We start from the raw sequence: 16,345 nt of genomic DNA, 5'->3' as shown, positions 1-16,345 counted from the left end.
GTTGGTTGTGGAAAGTTTACTTCGAGGGAGGAGTGATGAAGTTAATGAAAAAGAAAATCGCTGTTTTATTGGCAACTTGTTTACTTGTACAACCATTTTTATCTGTTTCAGCGTGGGCGATTGAAGGGGAGCAACAAACAGAACGTACGCAGACACAGCCAAAAACAGCAGAAACCAGTACAAGTGAAGCAACAAAAGAGAGCAGCGCACATTCTATAGAACAGTCATCAATGACGGAATCTAGTGCTATCACAGAAAAAGTAACCACCTCTTCCGCAGAAACAAAACCAAGCGAAGAGCAGAAGCAAATCACGTTGACCTTTGAAACAACGGATCAAGCTTTGTTTCTAAATGATGCCAAAAGTTATCAAGTGGTAAAAGAAAAAAATCAGCCACTTCGGACAGAAGAATTACCAAAATGGGCGAATAGTGAGGAAAATACGACTTTCGTTGGCTGGTCTTACCAAGGAAAAACATATACAAATGAAGAACTTCTTCAATTAGAGTTTTCAGAAGATACACAACTTACGGCTGTCTTTAAACAGAAACTGACACGCATGGCCAGAGCTGTTTCAGTTGATCAGTCCATTGCGGACACAATTGCCCCTGCGGATAAAACAAAAGTGATTGTTGTGCCAAGTCCTGCAGGAGATGGAGCAGCGTACAAAGAATATGCATCGACAGAGGCTGGCTTGAAAGAAGCCTTGTTTGATTTGTATCAACAGGGGAACAATGGCGATTTCACTCTTTATATAGGAAACAATATTACGACGAGTGCGGCGACCACCGCTAAAGTGATTCCTGACACCGTTACGGCAAGTAATATGACCTTTTACGCCTTGCAAGGCAAGGTCAATCATTTAGTGATTACTGGAAACAGCGCGGATCCGATTAGTATGGATCAAACGGCGCCAACGGGTTCTAAGACGTTAGGATTTAATCAAAATATCTTTTTTGGCTCAAACATCACTTTGAGAAATCTAAACTATACAGGTACGAATATGTATTTAAATGGTTACAGTTTGAACTTGAATGGCGGTTCTAGTGGAAACGGTCTGACCGTATACGGTGGAACGGATACAGGAGATGTTTCAGGAAACCCAACTTTAACAGTAAATAGTACAGGTACAGGGACATGGAATTTCTATGGCGGAAACCAAAATGGTGGTAATTTAGCTGGAAATCCTACGATTGTTATTAACAATACACGGAGCGGACTAAATACATTAAGTGGGGGCGCCAATATTGGGACAGTGACTGGGAATACTTCATTGGTTGTCAATGATTCTGGTGGCAGAATTGCTTCAATTTATGGGGGCGGTTATGGGACCAACGCAACCAACACAGCGAATGTTACTGGTAACGTCTCAACAAAGGTTGCAATTACGAATGCTGCTACAGGTTTCCAACTAAGTACGTATTATGGCGGTGTTCAATACGGAAATATTGGTGGAAAAGTAACAAACGATATTTCTGGATATGGCCGTTGGTATACAGCGGGTCAACGTTTTATTGGTGGCTCTTCCCGCGGCGATATAGGAACGAATCGTGCGACTGATGGAATTACTACAAATTTAAATACACAGTTGTATAGTGCGGGTCGTGCAGATTTTGAAGGAGGCAACCAATATTCTGGAACGATCATCGGAGATATTACGAATGTGGTTACAGCAGGAACGAATTCCGCTGGTGGTATTAATGATTTTAACGGCGGTGCTGGTAACAATGTTTCGAAATTTAACAAGAGTCAAATTGGGGCCTCAAATGAAGCAACGTATGATGCTTATACACCACAACAAAGAGCAGAATTAGCCAAATCAGCAGCAGCTTTTAAAGTTTTTGGAAATATTTCTTCTAAATTAGTCAGCGGTTCGTTTAATAATGGTGCAATTTACTCAACTGCAGCTGGCCGCGGCGGTTATATCGAAGGAAATACAACAATTGAAGTGGGAACAGCGAATGGTGATGGGTCCTTAGGTGGCGATGGTATGGCTTATTCAGGCGCAAAACCGACAAGCTTAGATTATTCAACGACCAATAAAAGTCGTGGTAATAATTCAGGTTGGGATATTGTTGGTGGCGGCGGCTATCCTGCTAGTAATGATACTTGGGATATCTATATAAAAGGAGATACTAAGACTGTTTTAAATAATACCATTGCTCGCTGGACATATGGTGGCTCTTTTTCAGGTGTCGTTGAAGGCAATACTTCTAACACATTGAATGGCGGGATTGCTGACACATTAGAAGGAACAGGCTATCAAGCAGCTCGAGTTTATGGAAACGGTCAAACAATCGTTAATAATGGTCAAGTCGATTGGTTTCTTTCAGGCGGTGGCTGGAATGATGCCAAAAATGTTGGGAATGTCGGTGTAACGGTTTATGAAGGAGTAATTAATGCTTCGATGGGCGCTTCTTATGGAGCAAGCGGTGGACATACAATTACTGGTAATTCAGACAACCGCATCTACGGAGGAAATTTCTCAGGAACTCCTCGGACAGGCGCGAACGGTTTTTCAGGTGGGATTACCAATGCGGGCTCACTTCTTGGAAATGCCAAACTCTTAATTGATTTAAGAAATTACAACGGAGAGTTTAAGTTGCCTGGTAATACCTACATTACTGGTGGTCGGCCCTATGGTCAAAATACGACACTAGGAACGGATGAATCAAACACAATTACTTTAAATATTTTCACTAAAACAGGTGTGGAATCTCTAAATGGGGCCAGCATTTACGGTGATGGTGGAACCAATGCTGCGTATACCAAGAACGGCAAGATTACAATGAATATTCAAGCAGCGGGTTCTAGTATTGGAAATTTATATGCGACACAGTATTCCAATATCAGTGGCGGAAAAATCTTACGTGATGTTACCGCAAATGTTCAAGGTGCAGTTAGTATTAACGGTTTATCCGGTGGTTCATCAACAGATAATTTCACTAATGCAATTGTGAATGCTAGTTCAAATAAAGTGGCCTTTAACTTTGGGACTAACGTTGACGGCACCAATAACTATCAAACAGAACCACTAAATGCGACAGGCTTAGGCGTTGTCAACTTTACGGAATTAAATGTCACCAATGGCATTAAATTAATGGCTAATGGTGGGAACATCAAAAATGGCGTTTCTGCTACTGCCGCGAACCATAGTACGACTTACAATGAATTCGGATCAATTCATCTATCTAAAAACGCTGGAATTGGGATCACCAACACAGCCAATTTAATTTCAGCTAGCAAACTAACGGTTCAGGATCATGCAACATTAGAAACAATTCCTGGTACAGGTAAAGTAAACATTGCGGATTTTGAAGCTGTCGATCCAACAAAAGATGAACTTTTATGGATTAAACCAACGACAGATACAACTGCTTTGGTGGATAGCACAGGGACTTGGTTTGGAAATGTCAAAGCCTATCAGGTCTTGACGATTAATCCAACGGTCAATAATGCTACAAAACTTACGCCAACAACGTTTCATGGGATTGAAAAAGCGACTGGAAAAACATTTATTGGCGATAACGATGTGACCAAGGGCGCCAATGGCTATGGAATAGCAATTCCTGGCTCTATCATCGATTATGAAGTGGAAACGCCTGGAATTGTGGCAGGTGCAGGTACTATTTCTCATGATGTAAAAGAGGTCAAAGCCGGCAATGCGCCATTAACCTTACAAGCGTGGGGCACCGAAGTAGCTGGACAAAAAGTTCAAAAAGGACGTTTGATGATTCCGACCTCAAGTGCTTTAACACCAACCCTAAGCTTCCTTCCTGACGAAGTAACAGGTTCTTGGTTGCACCAAGGAACGGTTAAGTCTAGTGAAGTTGGGAGCGCGATAGAGCAAATTCCAGAGCAAAAAGATACCACCCCGCTTTCATGGAAAGCGACGAATATGAACTACAGTTATCAGGTGAAAGTTCAATTTTCAAATAAAGTGGAACTTTCGGGGCAATCGGTGATTGTCACAGAAGATGAGGCAGCGCAACTAACGACTGTCGATAAAGTAATAGAAATGCTCGGTGCAAAAGGTCGGCCGTTTTTCAAGACCTCATTAAAAGAGACGGATTTACCACAAATTCAAGCGCCGTTAGCAGAAAAAACTGTATCGCGGACACATGATATTCAATTAGAAGCAGGGACGTCAGGAGATAATTTGCAAAACAAAACGGTTCATTTAGTTGTTGTGAAAAATGAAAGTGTCCTTGCCAAAGATCGTTCGTTTGCTTTGTATGCGACAAGTGCGCATTTGAAATTAAAAGAAGCAAATGGCTTAACGAATTCAGACGAGTTGGCACAATGGACACAAGCAACGGTGATTTTCGCAGATGGTCGGGCCAATCAAACACCAAGTCTTGATTCCGCAACCTTCCAAGCCATTCAGCAAGCGAAACCAGAAGAATTAGCCAAAACGGTGCCAGCCAATTATCAATTTACAGAAGCTGGTGAAACGTTAAATAAAAAAGTCAATGTGTCTATTTCAGGTGAATTAACGTTAGAAAAAGTACCTAAAACAATTGATTTTGGCAAACAAAAAATTTCTGCCAAGCCAGAAGTTTACTGGCCAACTCTTTCAGATGATTTAGTCGTTCAAGACACACGCGGGACAGAAAGTACGCCTTGGAAACTGAATGTTCAGGTAACGAATCCCTTAACGAACGGCACAGATCAATTGGAAGATTTGTCATTGGTTACAGACAAAGGAGAATTTTTACTCAATAAGGGAGATACGGTTGTTACAGAAAATGAAGGCTCAGGTTCAGGTAGTTATACAATTAACCAAGGTTGGGGTGCGGCAAACCAACGGGGACTTAAACTATCTGTGCCAGTCGAGAAACAAAAAGTTGGCGAATTCAAAGGGACATTGTCATGGTCATTAGTCATGGCACCATAACAAGGAGGAGAGAAGTGAGATGAAAAAATACCTTTTGCTTAGTTGTTTTTTAGGTCTTTTCAGCTTCTGTCATTCAGACACGGCGTTTGGGGAAGCAGCTTATGAAAATAGTGGTGTTGTCTCCTTTTATGGAACGTATGAATATCCCACAGAAGAGTCGACAACAGCGACAAGTAATTCTTCCACAACGACCGAACCCACCAAGCCAGCTGACGGAGGCGCTTCATCCGTCCTTTCTTCTGGCGTATATGGGTCGCGCCAAGGAAGATTACCAGCGACAGGTACCACCAATCAAGAACCATTTATTTATTTGGGAATCAGCCTTATCACTATAGGCATATTATTTATTAAAAGGAGAAGAGAAGATGAAAAAAACAGTATTAGCAGTAGTAGGGATTGTAGGATTTAGCGGTGTCCTAGCGACACAACAAGCATTTGCGGAAGACATTAACGTGAACTATACAAGTAATGGCGCCATTACATTTGAACCAGATACAGATCCAACGAAGCCAGTTAACCCAACCAATCCAGATGAAAAAGTTGAACCAGAAGATCCAACTGACCCAACTGGACCAAAACCAGGGACTGCAGGCCCCTTATCAATTGACTATGCTTCAAGCTTTCAATTTGGCGCCCAAAAAATCACTTCCGATACGAAAGATTATTACGCACAAATTCAAACATTTAAAGATGGAACAACAGGTCCCAACTATGTTCAGGTAACGGATAAACGTGGGACACAAGAAGGCTGGACGTTAAGCGCTGTACAAAATGGGCAATTCAAAACAGCCCAAAATGAAGAATTAGTTGGGGCTGCTTTATCGATTGCCAATGCAGGTGTGACATCGATTGTTGATGCCGCATACGCGCCAACACCAACAGCAGCACATACCTTTGTTCCTGGAACAGAAGTAGAATTAGTCAAAGCAGAAGATGGCAAAGGAATGGGGACTTGGGTCTATCGTTTTGGGAAAGATGCGACAGAAGGTGCTACTGCCGTGAAATTAAATGTCCCAGGTAAAGCGATTAAATTAGCAAAAGAATATCGTACGACCTTAACATGGACATTGAAATCTGTACCAACGAATGTTGGAGGCTAAGTAAATGAAAAAAACAGTCGTCTACTCCTTGTTATTCGGAACAATGTTGCTTGGCGCCACTGTTCCTGCTGAAGCGGCGACGGTCGTTTTTGATAGCGAACAGTCGATTGTTTTTACCCCAAGCACAGATGGGACGGATCCAGTGAATCCAGAAAATCCCGATCCAGAAAAACCAGTTCGACCAGTCGATCCAACGAATCCTGATGGACCTAATCCAGGCACCCCTGGGCCACTTTCCATCGATTATGCCTCAAGTTTGGATTTTGGGAGTAATGAGATATCGAATAAGGATCAAACGTATTTTGCCAGAGCGCAAACCTATAGAAATCCAGATGGTTCAGCAAGTGAATTAGCAACTGCTAATTATGTACAAGTAAGTGATTTACGGGGAACCAATGCTGGCTGGGTTTTAAAAGTGAAACAAAATGGTCAATTTCGTAATGCAGAAACATTACACAAAGAATTAACAGGCGCCACCGTTGCCTTTACTGAGCCCAGTGTGCGCTCAAATGCGACGGACGTATTGCCGCCAACTGCTACCGCAAACATTCAATTAGATGCTGCGGGCGCAGAAACTGTTGTCATGCAAGCCCCAGAAAAGACCGGCGCCGGAACGTGGATCACGCTGTGGGGGCAAGCAGAAAAAGTGACCGAAAAAAATCAACAAGGACAGCAAGTAAATGCCACAATCACACGGGCAATCTCACTAACTGTTCCCGGGAAAACCCCTAAGGATGCAGTACAATATAAAACAACTTTGACTTGGCTACTTTCAGATGTACCAGTAAATAATGGAGGGAAATAAATGAAAAAGACAAAAGTAATGACATTGATGGCAACCACAACTTTAGGCGCACTGGCACTTGTACCAATGAGTGCATTAGCGGTCGACGGTGGTGAATACCAAACAAACGGAGCGATTCAATTTGCACCAAATACGAACCCAACGAATCCAGTTGATCCGACGAATCCAGATCCGGATAAACCAATTACGCCAGTTGATCCAACTGATCCGACAGGGCCTAAGCCAGGGACAGCAGGCCCGTTATCCATTGACTATGCATCTAGCTTATCTTTTGGGGAACAAACGATTACCTCAAAAAATATGACCTACTATGCAGAAACACAAAAATACAAAGATAATGCTGGTGCCGACCAAGAAGGCCCGAACTTTGTTCAAGTCTCAGATAATCGTGGGACTGAAACAGGTTGGACGCTAAAAGTAAAACAAAATGGTCAATTCAAAACTGAAGCCAATCAAGAACTAACAGCGGCCAAAGTAACTTTAAGCAACGGACGCGTGGTTTCAGCTTCACAATCTGCAAAACCAACGACAGCGCCAGCTACGATTGAATTAAACCCAACTGGGGCTGAATCAGTGGTCATGGCTGCTGGCGATAAAGAAGGTGCGGGTACGTACTTAATGAGCTGGGGCGATAGTGTAGATGCCGCTAAAACAAGTATTTCATTAGAAGTACCTGGTTCAACCACAAAATATGCGAAAAAATACACGACAACTTTTACTTGGACTTTGACAGATACACCTGCTAACACAGGAAACTAAGAACGACAGCATACACGCAAGATCGGGATATAAGTCAAAAATTTTTGGCTTATCTTTCGGTCTTTTGGTGCTTATAATACAACAAAGAATGACAGACATAGGAGAATGAATATGAACAGATGGAAAGTATATGCAACGGTAATCGCTTGTATGTTATTTGGCTGGATTGGCGTGGAGGCGCACGCTTCTGAATTTAATTTTGCGGTCACACCAACAATTCCCGAAAATCAAGTGGACAAATCAAAAACCTACTTTGACTTAAAAATGGCGCCTGGTGCCAAACAAACCGTAGAAATTCAGTTACGCAATGATACAGATGAAGACATTACCATTGAAAATACGGTGAACTCAGCGACAACAAATTTAAATGGCGTAGTAGAATATGGCCAAAACGGGATCAAACCTGACAAAACTTTACGCTTTAACTTAAAAGATTATGTGGAAGCACCGAAAGAAATCATCTTGCCGAAGCATTCCCAAAAGACCTTACCTTTAACCATCACAATGCCTAAAGATTCTTTTGATGGCGTGATGGCTGGCGGTATAACACTCAAAGAGAAAAAGAAAGAAACCACGACTTCTGCGGATCAATCAAAAGGGTTAGCTATTAATAATGAATACTCCTATGTTGTGGCTATTATTCTTCAGCAAAATGAGACAAAGGTTCAACCAGATTTAAAATTACTGGGGGTTAAACCAGGCCAAGTCAACGCGCGAAACGTCATCAATGTTTCTTTACAAAACCCACAAGCGGCCTATTTAAACCAATTACATTTAATCAACACTGTTTCAAAAGGAGGCGAAACGCTTTACCAATCCGATACTGAGGATATGCAAGTGGCGCCAAACTCTAACTTTAGTTACCCAATTTCTTTAAAAGGGGAACGATTAACGCCAGGAAAATATGTCTTGAAATCAACGGCCTATGGTGTAAAAGATGAAAAGGGCACCTATCAAGTCAAAGGCGCCAATGGTGAAGAACGGTACCTGTACAAATGGGAATTTACAAAAGAATTTACTATTTCTGGGGACGTCGCTAAAGAATTAAATGAAAAAGACGTAACCATTAAAGGAACCAATTGGTGGTTGTATCTACTGATTGCATTAATCATTCTAGCGCTGCTCTTATTGATTTTCTTCTTGTATCGTAAAAAGAAAAAAGAGGAAGAACAACAATCTGAGTAATAAAAAGGGCTATCTATTGACAAAAAGGGTTTTCCTTGTAAAAGTAAAGGTACTTTTACAAGGAATTGCTTCCCATAAAGTAGAGGTAGAGAGAGTGAGAAGCCATGAGAAAAAAGTATCTTTTTTTATTTAGTTCTTTGCTAATTTTTACGGCTGTCGAAATAGAACCAATTCAAACATTGGCGACACCTATTTATAATCCCTTAGAACCAACGGAAGAAATTCAACCAAAACCAGAATCAATCACCCCTCAGGAAAAGTCAGAACCGGAACAACCTGCGCCGACCCCTCCGGAAGATCAAAAAACTACGGTTCCTTCTGAAGAAAAAAAGCCTTCACCCAAGAAAAAAGACAAACCTGTGGAGAAACCGGCAATGTCAAAAGAAAAAAAGAAACAAACAAAAGAAACAACGGCTCATCCCTTACAAGTGAATAAAGATTTTGTCTTTCCTAACGGACTTGGTGCAGGCGGCGATGAAGAATCTGAAAGCTATTTAGCAGCGGTTGGGTACTTTCTTTCAGGAAATGGATTGTATGGGAAAAAAATGGATGTGAGAGAAGTCTATGATATTGATGATGTTTTTAAATAAAGTTGATAAAAGAAAAATCGCCTTATTTCAGTTACTGGAAAATGCACCGATGTTAACAGAGTCAAAAGAAACCGTAATGCAGGAGTTAGAATTATCTGAATTTATCGTGAACAAAACGGTCGCTGAATTAAATGCCGATTTTATTGAATTTGGTTTATCAGAGGATTTTCAAATTGTGAGCGATGGTATTTTCTTAACTCTTAATGAATCAGGAACGGAAACTTCCGCTACTTTGATTGATTGCTATATTAAAGAGTCGTTACGTTTTGCTATGTTTCAAGATTTCTTTTTTCAGCGTTTTGATTCTGTAAATGAGTTTGCGTTAGAACACTTTGTTAGTCACACATTGGCTTATAAGGAGTTCAAGGAATTAAAGAAAATGCTGGAAAATTATCAAATTACAATTAATAAAGAATTTCACTTAGTGGGAAATGAAACCAATTTACGCGAAGTAACAACACTGGTTTTTTTACAATTATACCAACGTGATTTTTCATTGTACGGTAAAAAAGTTTTAGAGCAGATTCGGAACTTTGAGCTATTTTTTTCTGAGAAGGTACATCTTAATCAACGTGCGGGCTATGCACAAGCTAAATGTTTTCATTTTTTGGCGGTTTCTTTAGTACGAACGCAGCAACAGTTTTATGTAGAGAAAAAAGTAGATTCGCAAGTGTTAAAACAATTAGCCGGTGACAATCAGCAGAATGTTTTCAATTGGTTAGAGAGTCTTCAAATCCCAGAACCACAACGAACAAACGAAGGCAATTATTTACTCTTATTTTTAATTGCTGAAGAGTGGCTTCAAGTAGCTTCAGCAGCACTTTGCCAAAGATTTGCAGAAATTCAACAATTGAATCGTGACTTGTTAAGCTATTTAAAAATACAATTTCAGCTTTCCGAGGAAGTCCTGCAAGGTTTTGAACAAAAAGTAACAATCGTACATTTTAAATTGTTCCATTTTCCAATAGAAGCAAACTATAGTTATCGCAAAATGGATATAACCTACTTTGCAGAAACGTATACAGAGTATTTTTCTGCTAGTCGACAATTTATTCAAGAACAAAAAACGAATCCCGCTGTTTGGGATGCCAGACAGTTTTTATTTTATCGGTATCTGTTGTTAATGGTGGATGCGTTACCATTGAAAAAAGTTTTGGCTCCGATTACATTGTGTGTCGACTTTTCCTTTGGTGAAGCCTATAATCGTATGATACAAAAAAATATTGAAAAAATTACGGAATGGAATATCATTTTCAAAGCACATGTAGATGAAAGTGTACAATTAATTTTATCGGATATTCATTTTGTCGATTGGCCTGAGATTACTCAAATTATTTGGCTAGCGCCACCACGTCCTGTTGATTGGTCGCATTTTATTAAAACGCTGAGTGCACTAAGACCGCACTCGGGAGAAGAAAACAAGGTCGGGACAGCACCGCTTAGCTCCGAGAAATAAGAAGAAATTTCCGGAAATTGTTCTTTAATTTTTGGATAATTTCGGCTTATTTCCGAAGGAGCTGGTTCTGTTCCCGCCGTTTATCAGATTTTGAGCGTGAAGCAAAAATCCAAAGTGATTTTTGTACCACGCTTTTTCTTTTAGAATATAAAAATTAAAAATAATAAAAAAGTTGAAACTTTTTATGCTTGTGATTCGTCTATATAAGTGTACAGGAAAGGAGGTTCCAGAAATCGATGGTTTTCGATGGTTGGAAAAGAAAAAAACAAATTCGCGCGTTAGAAACGCTTGTGGATACCAAATATGAAAAAATGTATCGCATTGCCTTTAACTATACACATTCGAAAGAAGATGCCTTGGATGTGATTCAAGAAAGCTTTGAAAAGGCACTGAAGGCCATCCAAAAAGGACCCGATATTAAGGATTTTGAAGCGTGGTTCTTTCGAATTCTGCTTTCTGTAGCGACAGATTATTGGCGTAAAAAGAAACGAGAAGCTGTTCATATTGAAAAAGATGAACATGTGTTAGCCCTTTTAAATAATCCCCAACGCAGTTTTTTAGAAATTGAAGAAATTATTAATCAATTAGATAGTCCCAATCGTGAAATTATTCTATTAAAATTTTTTGAAGGATTTACGCTAAAAGAAATCGCCTTGATCCTGGATATTAACGAAAATACGATTAAAACGAAGATGTACCGCAGTTTGAATGAACTCCGAAGTCTATTGAATTAGTAAAAGAAAGGAAGCGAAAAAATAATGGAAGATTTTGTAAAAAGCGTTGTTAAAAACTTTTCAAAAGAATACCGCCAACAACCGTTGCCAACGGATCTACAAGCGGAAGTCAAAGCGCGTTTTCATAAAGAGAAAAAGCGGTACACCTGGCTTCGTTTTAGAAACCGCTCACTGCAAAGTAGTGTAGTGGTGGCTTGTGGCTTTGTCTTATCAGTCAATTTGTTTCCAGGTTTTAGTGAAGCAGCCCGCAACATTCCTGTGTTAGATAAAATTGTTCAATTAGTCACCATAAAAACGTTGACAGCGAAAAAACAGGAAAGTGAAGTAAACATCGATGTCCCTAAAATCCAAACATCCCAAGAATCTTCAGTAGCCGACACGCTCAACAAAAAATACTTGAAAGAAGCCCAAACAGAATTTCAACAAGTCAAAGGGCAATTGTTTGATGGTTCTCGTGTTTCAGTCACTGGAGATTATGAAAAAGTCGTGGACGACCGTCGCTTCCTAGTGGTCAAACGAACCTTCACAGAAATTAAAGGCAGCTCTGCGACGACAACGAAATATGACACCATCGACAAACGAGCCAATGTTGTCGTTTCACTCCCCTTAATTTTTAAAAATGATTTTTACATTGATGTCATTAGTAGTGAAATTAAACAACAAATAGCAGACCAAATGAAGAACGATAGCAATAAAATATACTGGTCCGAAAAAGAGGATGCCCCCAGTGATGTTCAACCCTTCAAAAAAATTAAAAAGGACCAACCTTTCTATATCAATGAAAAACACCAATTAGTGATTGTGTTTCCTCAAGGAGAGATTGCGCCTTACTATATGGGCACCCCTGAATTTGTGATTCCTAATCAAGTCATTGAGAATGAATTGGCAGCGCCTAATTATTTAAAATAAACTCAGTAAAAAACACGCGACATTTCTTAAAACTGTCGCGTGTTTTTTGCTGACCTAACCAAGTCAGTTGCGGTTTTACTGAGAGAAGCGTACACTAGAATTAAGCATAACAAGAAAGGGCGAATGGCAATGGAAAAATCAGAAAAAATTAGTATTTTACAAGATGTGGTTAAAATTAAATCTGTAAATGGAAACGAAGAAGAAGTGGCAATCTATTTACAAAATCTTTTGAAGAAATATGAGATCCCTTCTGAACTTGTTTCTTATGCACCAAATCGTAGTAGTTTGGTTGCTTATTTAGGTGAAAACCGAGAAAAAGTCTTAGGGTTTAGTGGCCACATGGACGTGGTTTCTGAAGGGGACGAAAGTCAATGGACTTTCCCGCCATTTGCGGCCCATATTGAAGGAAATAAATTGTATGGCCGTGGCGCAACGGACATGAAAAGCGGCTTAGTCGCAATGGTTCTAGCAATGATTGAATTAAAAGAAAAGGAAGTTCCATTAAATGGAGCGGTTAAATTTTTAGGTACAGTTGGTGAAGAAGTCGGTGAGCTAGGTGCTGGCCAATTAACTGAAAAAGGCTATGCGGATGATTTAAGTGCCTTAGTCATTGGAGAACCAACCAATTATAACTTGATGTATGCGCACATGGGTTCAATTAACTATTCTGTTGTGTCACACGGAAAAGAAGCCCACAGTTCGATGCCAGAAGAAGGCATTAACGCGATTAATAATTTGAACGAATTTATTACAGAAGCAAACCAACAAATGGCGGAAGTCACAGCAAACTATGAAAATCCTGAATTAGGTCGAACGATTCACAATGTAACCGTCATTAAAGGTGGCACACAAGTGAACAGTATTCCAGGTCAAGCAGCCTTGCAAGGGAATATCCGTTCAATTCCAGAATTCAGCAACGATCAAGTCATTGCATTATTACAAAAAATTGTCGATGAATTGAACAAAAAAGAAAAACATCAGTTAGAATTAACGATTGATTACAATAAAATTCCTGTAAAAGCTGAGAAAGATTCTGCGTTAATTCAAGCCATTCAAGCCCAATTTGATCAACCATTACCATTAGTGACAAGCGCTGGGACCACAGACTTAGCTGAATTTACTAAATCAGACAATACATTTGATTGCGTTGTCTTTGGACCAGGTGTGACCACTACTGCACACCAAGTCGACGAATATGTCGAAATTGATAATTATTTAGATATGATTGATAAGTATCAAGCGATAGCAAAAAGTTATTTAAATTAAAAAAATGTCGCGCCTGAATCGTAAAGTTCAGGCGTGACATTTTTTATAAGGTTTATTCCACCACAGTCCATTCATTTAAAGTTTTGCCGTTCTCATCAACTAGCTCTAACCAGCTGTTTGTTCCAGCAAAATAGAGAAACAAGCCGACTTCATTAACGCTTTTTAAGACGATATCTTCCGTTGTGACAAAGTCTTTAAATTGGCCCTTGCGTTCATCACGAAGTTTTTCACCAAATCTAGCGGAGAAACCGACAGACCCGTCTTTATTTAAAGGGGCTTCTGGCATCATTGTCGCGCCAGCTTTAATAAGCATTTCATTGCGCTTTTGCCAAAAAACAGTTGCTTTGCTTTGTCGAGTATCAATATAAAAAGGAATTTGGCTGACTTCTTTTGTCCATTTGTGGCGTGCTTTGGCTGGTCTGGCTTTCTTCGGCGCCGGTTTTTTAAACAGAGAGTAGCCAAAACGTTCCAAGATAAAGGTGACTGTTTCTTTATAGTTAGTCACTGTCGCTACCGCACTTTTCGGAATTTTGACTGTCGCTGGGGTTGCTTCCAATGTTAAACCACTTTCTTTCGCATCATCTAGGAAAGCTTGCGCTAAATAGGCAAGTTCTGTGTCCCAAGTCGGTTTCAATAAAATCGAGTGATCAAAAGAAACTTCTTTATATGTAGCTTTTTCTTCAGCAAGTCCTAAAGCAACTAGTTGGTTATCTCTTAGCAAGAAAAGAATCGCTGCCTCTTTTTTCGGTAATTTAGTTGTTTGTTCAATGATTAAGTGGGCCTGATCGGCTAAGTCAATGAGTGTCTTTGTTTTTTTTAGATCAACGGTTAAATGTAAGTCCATGAAGTCTGCTCCTTTATCGTTAGTTTCTTCATTGTATCATGAAACAGCGTCTTCGTCTTTTAACGAGTCAGCAACCTTACAATATTGTTTGAAACAAAAAGAAGCTTTCGTGGTATACTTACTCACATACATAATTTTTAATGAGGAAAGTAGAGGAACAAGAATGAAAACACTTGGCAATATTTTATGGTTCATCTTTGGCGGCTTTTTTGGTGGCTTATCTTGGCTATTCGCAGGCGTGATTTGGTGTATTACAATTATCGGTATTCCGATTGGTTTACAATGTTTTAAATTAGCGGGGTTGAGCTTTTGGCCGTTTAAAAAGCGAGTCGTGTATAGTGATAGCGGCGTATCTTTGGTGGTAAATATTATTTGGCTGATTATCAGTGGACTACCATTAGCAATTGGGCATTGTATTAGTGGCTTGTTGCTTTGTCTGACAATCATCGGTATTCCGTTTGGGCAACAATCCTTTAAATTGGCGAAATTAGCGTTAATGCCGTTTGGGGCCCGTGTTGTTTCAACAAATGATTTTTATTTTGAATAGTCAGAGGTTTCTCATTGACAAATAAAACGAAACAGCGTATTCTGTAAATGTAACAAATGACGTTACATTTAGTTTGGAGTGATTAGACATGGCCATGTCAACGAAATTAAGTGTTGCGATTCATATTTTAAGTTTGATTGAAACAGGTCCTCAAGAACAAGTGACTTCTGAATACATTGCTTCGAGCGTGAATACGAATCCAGTCGTTGTTCGACGACTAATGAGTCAGTTAAAAAAAGCCGGCTTGATTCATTCCATGCGTGGAGCCAATAAAAATACCTTATTAAAGAAACCAGAAGAGATCTCACTGTATGAAATTTATACAGCGGTTGAATTGGAACGAGAGATTTTCAATATTCATCAAAATCCTAATCCAAACTGTTCCGTTGGGGCAAATATCCAATCGGTACTAGAAACTGAATTTACTAAAGTGCAACAAAAAATGGAAGAAGAATTGAAAAGCATCACCTTAGCAGATGTGATTCATGAAATAGAAGTTAAGAGAGATAAGTAATCTCTCTACTTTTAAAGTATTAAATGTAACTATTTTAGTTCTATTTAAAAATGAAAGGATGATTTACATGAAAGTAGCAGTATTAGGAGCAACAGGAAAAGAAGGACAATTACTTTTAGCAGAAGCTAAACGTCGCGGGATGGACGTGACAGCCATCGTTCGTAATGCCTCAAAAATAACAGATGGCACACCGACCATTGAAAAAGATGTTTATCAATTAACAACAGAAGATATTCAAGCGTTTGATGTATTAATTAGTGCCTTAGGATTCCCTGATGTGCAAGATTTCCCCAAATCTACCCAGCATTTGATTGAGATTTTAACCAATCAAAAAACGCGCTTGTTTGTCGTTGGGGGCGCTGGAACCTTGTATGTGGACCCAGAACACACAACTCAATTAAAAGATACACCATCATTCCCAGCAGAAATTCAGCCATTAGCTTCGGCGATGGGCGAAGCTTTAAACTTATTGAAAGAAGCTCAAAACATCCACTGGACCTATATTAGTCCTGCAGCCATGTTTGATGCTGATGGTCCTGCGACAGGCCATTATGAAGTCGCTGGCGAAGAATTAACAACCAATAGTCAAGGTGACAGCTACATTAGTTACGCAGACTACGCCGTTGCCATGTTAGATGAAGTGGAAAGTAATGCACACCCAAATCAACGAATTAGTGTGTATCAATAAAAGAAACAAGAAAAATGGGGCCTCCGTTAAAACAACGGAGGCCCCATTTTCTT

Annotated in this window: 15 protein-coding genes; 14 read left to right on the top strand and 1 reads right to left on the bottom strand. The window is 39.7% G+C overall.

Annotated elements, in window-relative coordinates; genetic code table 11:
- The first annotated feature begins 35 nt into the window (after positions 1 to 35).
- The 11 genes from IGL13_RS12505 to IGL13_RS12455 all read left to right on the top strand — a co-directional run bounded on the left by IGL13_RS12505 (position 36) and on the right by IGL13_RS12455 (position 13,699).
- Positions 36 to 4,895, top strand: a complete 4,860-nt coding sequence (locus tag IGL13_RS12505; protein ID WP_010710240.1) for a hypothetical protein — start codon at positions 36 to 38, stop codon at positions 4,893 to 4,895.
- 19 nt (positions 4,896 to 4,914) lie between these two features.
- Entirely contained in the window at positions 4,915 to 5,304 is a 390-nt protein-coding gene (locus tag IGL13_RS12500; RefSeq protein ID WP_002378834.1) for an LPXTG cell wall anchor domain-containing protein, read from the top strand.
- Positions 5,261 to 5,995, top strand: a complete 735-nt coding sequence (locus IGL13_RS12495) for a WxL domain-containing protein (RefSeq protein ID WP_002365407.1) — start codon at positions 5,261 to 5,263, stop codon at positions 5,993 to 5,995. The genes IGL13_RS12500 and IGL13_RS12495 overlap by 44 nt, the downstream gene beginning before the upstream one ends.
- Before the next feature lie 4 nt (positions 5,996 to 5,999).
- Positions 6,000 to 6,800: a WxL domain-containing protein gene (locus tag IGL13_RS12490; RefSeq protein WP_002386238.1), complete on the top strand. Its 801-nt coding sequence runs from the start codon at positions 6,000 to 6,002 to the stop codon at positions 6,798 to 6,800.
- The gene (locus IGL13_RS12485) at positions 6,801 to 7,559 is read left to right on the top strand and encodes a WxL domain-containing protein (protein WP_002383195.1); all 759 of its coding nucleotides are present in this window, start codon (positions 6,801 to 6,803) and stop codon (positions 7,557 to 7,559) included. It abuts the gene before it with no gap.
- A gap of 105 nt (positions 7,560 to 7,664) precedes the next feature.
- Positions 7,665 to 8,744 (top strand): DUF916 and DUF3324 domain-containing protein, encoded by a 1,080-nt coding sequence (locus IGL13_RS12480; protein ID WP_002354842.1) that lies wholly within the window; start codon positions 7,665 to 7,667, stop codon positions 8,742 to 8,744.
- 104 nt (positions 8,745 to 8,848) lie between these two features.
- Positions 8,849 to 9,334, top strand: a complete 486-nt coding sequence (locus tag IGL13_RS12475) for a hypothetical protein (RefSeq protein WP_002354843.1) — start codon at positions 8,849 to 8,851, stop codon at positions 9,332 to 9,334.
- Complete coding sequence (locus tag IGL13_RS12470; protein WP_002378832.1) at positions 9,309 to 10,790, top strand: helix-turn-helix domain-containing protein; 1,482 nt, start codon at positions 9,309 to 9,311, stop codon at positions 10,788 to 10,790. The genes IGL13_RS12475 and IGL13_RS12470 overlap by 26 nt, the downstream gene beginning before the upstream one ends.
- Before the next feature lie 236 nt (positions 10,791 to 11,026).
- On the top strand, positions 11,027 to 11,524 hold the full coding sequence (locus IGL13_RS12465; RefSeq protein WP_002354845.1) for an RNA polymerase sigma factor: 498 nt from the start codon (positions 11,027 to 11,029) through the stop codon (positions 11,522 to 11,524).
- Positions 11,525 to 11,548: 24 nt separating this feature from the next.
- A complete protein-coding gene (locus IGL13_RS12460) occupies positions 11,549 to 12,433 on the top strand; it encodes an RsiV family protein (protein WP_002370130.1) in 885 nt (294 codons plus the stop codon).
- A 129-nt stretch (positions 12,434 to 12,562) separates the two neighbouring features.
- Positions 12,563 to 13,699 (top strand): ArgE/DapE family deacylase, encoded by a 1,137-nt coding sequence (locus tag IGL13_RS12455; RefSeq protein WP_002367472.1) that lies wholly within the window; start codon positions 12,563 to 12,565, stop codon positions 13,697 to 13,699.
- Positions 13,700 to 13,751: 52 nt separating this feature from the next.
- Here the strand turns inward: IGL13_RS12455 and IGL13_RS12450 are convergent, their stop codons facing one another.
- Entirely contained in the window at positions 13,752 to 14,543 is a 792-nt protein-coding gene (locus tag IGL13_RS12450; protein ID WP_002354848.1) for a hypothetical protein, read from the bottom strand.
- A gap of 163 nt (positions 14,544 to 14,706) precedes the next feature.
- Here IGL13_RS12450 and IGL13_RS12445 point away from each other — a divergent pair, with 163 nt between their 5' ends.
- The 3 genes from IGL13_RS12445 to IGL13_RS12435 all read left to right on the top strand — a co-directional run bounded on the left by IGL13_RS12445 (position 14,707) and on the right by IGL13_RS12435 (position 16,292).
- On the top strand, positions 14,707 to 15,090 hold the full coding sequence (locus IGL13_RS12445) for a YccF domain-containing protein (RefSeq protein ID WP_002358999.1): 384 nt from the start codon (positions 14,707 to 14,709) through the stop codon (positions 15,088 to 15,090).
- Between the two features lie 88 nt (positions 15,091 to 15,178).
- A complete protein-coding gene (locus IGL13_RS12440; protein ID WP_002383201.1) occupies positions 15,179 to 15,604 on the top strand; it encodes an Rrf2 family transcriptional regulator in 426 nt (141 codons plus the stop codon).
- Between the two features lie 58 nt (positions 15,605 to 15,662).
- Complete coding sequence (locus IGL13_RS12435) at positions 15,663 to 16,292, top strand: NAD(P)-dependent oxidoreductase (protein ID WP_002365397.1); 630 nt, start codon at positions 15,663 to 15,665, stop codon at positions 16,290 to 16,292.
- Positions 16,293 to 16,345 lie beyond the last annotated feature (53 nt).

Origin of the sequence: Enterococcus sp. DIV1937, from assembly GCF_050535975.1 — a bacterium.
Classification (GTDB): Bacteria; Bacillota; Bacilli; order Lactobacillales; family Enterococcaceae; genus Enterococcus; species Enterococcus faecalis.
This window is presented reverse-complemented; position numbering and strand designations above follow the sequence as displayed.

Bases quoted from the DNA above. Each gene is read 5' to 3' on its own strand.
- IGL13_RS12475 (WP_002354843.1), top strand. From the start codon at position 8,849: ATGAGAAAAAAGTATCTTTTTTTATTTAGTTCTTTGCTAATTTTTACG.
- IGL13_RS12460 (WP_002370130.1), top strand. From the start codon at position 11,549: ATGGAAGATTTTGTAAAAAGCGTTGTTAAAAACTTTTCAAAAGAATAC.
- IGL13_RS12455 (WP_002367472.1), top strand. From the start codon at position 12,563: ATGGAAAAATCAGAAAAAATTAGTATTTTACAAGATGTGGTTAAAATT.
- IGL13_RS12480 (WP_002354842.1), top strand. From the start codon at position 7,665: ATGAATATGAACAGATGGAAAGTATATGCAACGGTAATCGCTTGTATG.
- IGL13_RS12500 (WP_002378834.1), top strand. From the start codon at position 4,915: ATGAAAAAATACCTTTTGCTTAGTTGTTTTTTAGGTCTTTTCAGCTTC.
- IGL13_RS12445 (WP_002358999.1), top strand. From the start codon at position 14,707: ATGAAAACACTTGGCAATATTTTATGGTTCATCTTTGGCGGCTTTTTT.
- IGL13_RS12490 (WP_002386238.1), top strand. From the start codon at position 6,000: ATGAAAAAAACAGTCGTCTACTCCTTGTTATTCGGAACAATGTTGCTT.
- IGL13_RS12495 (WP_002365407.1), top strand. From the start codon at position 5,261: ATGAAAAAAACAGTATTAGCAGTAGTAGGGATTGTAGGATTTAGCGGT.
- IGL13_RS12435 (WP_002365397.1), top strand. From the start codon at position 15,663: ATGATTTACATGAAAGTAGCAGTATTAGGAGCAACAGGAAAAGAAGGA.
- IGL13_RS12505 (WP_010710240.1), top strand. From the start codon at position 36: ATGAAGTTAATGAAAAAGAAAATCGCTGTTTTATTGGCAACTTGTTTA.
- IGL13_RS12470 (WP_002378832.1), top strand. From the start codon at position 9,309: ATGATATTGATGATGTTTTTAAATAAAGTTGATAAAAGAAAAATCGCC.
- IGL13_RS12485 (WP_002383195.1), top strand. From the start codon at position 6,801: ATGAAAAAGACAAAAGTAATGACATTGATGGCAACCACAACTTTAGGC.
- IGL13_RS12440 (WP_002383201.1), top strand. From the start codon at position 15,179: ATGGCCATGTCAACGAAATTAAGTGTTGCGATTCATATTTTAAGTTTG.
- IGL13_RS12450 (WP_002354848.1), bottom strand. From the start codon at position 14,543: ATGGACTTACATTTAACCGTTGATCTAAAAAAAACAAAGACACTCATT.
- IGL13_RS12465 (WP_002354845.1), top strand. From the start codon at position 11,027: ATGGTTTTCGATGGTTGGAAAAGAAAAAAACAAATTCGCGCGTTAGAA.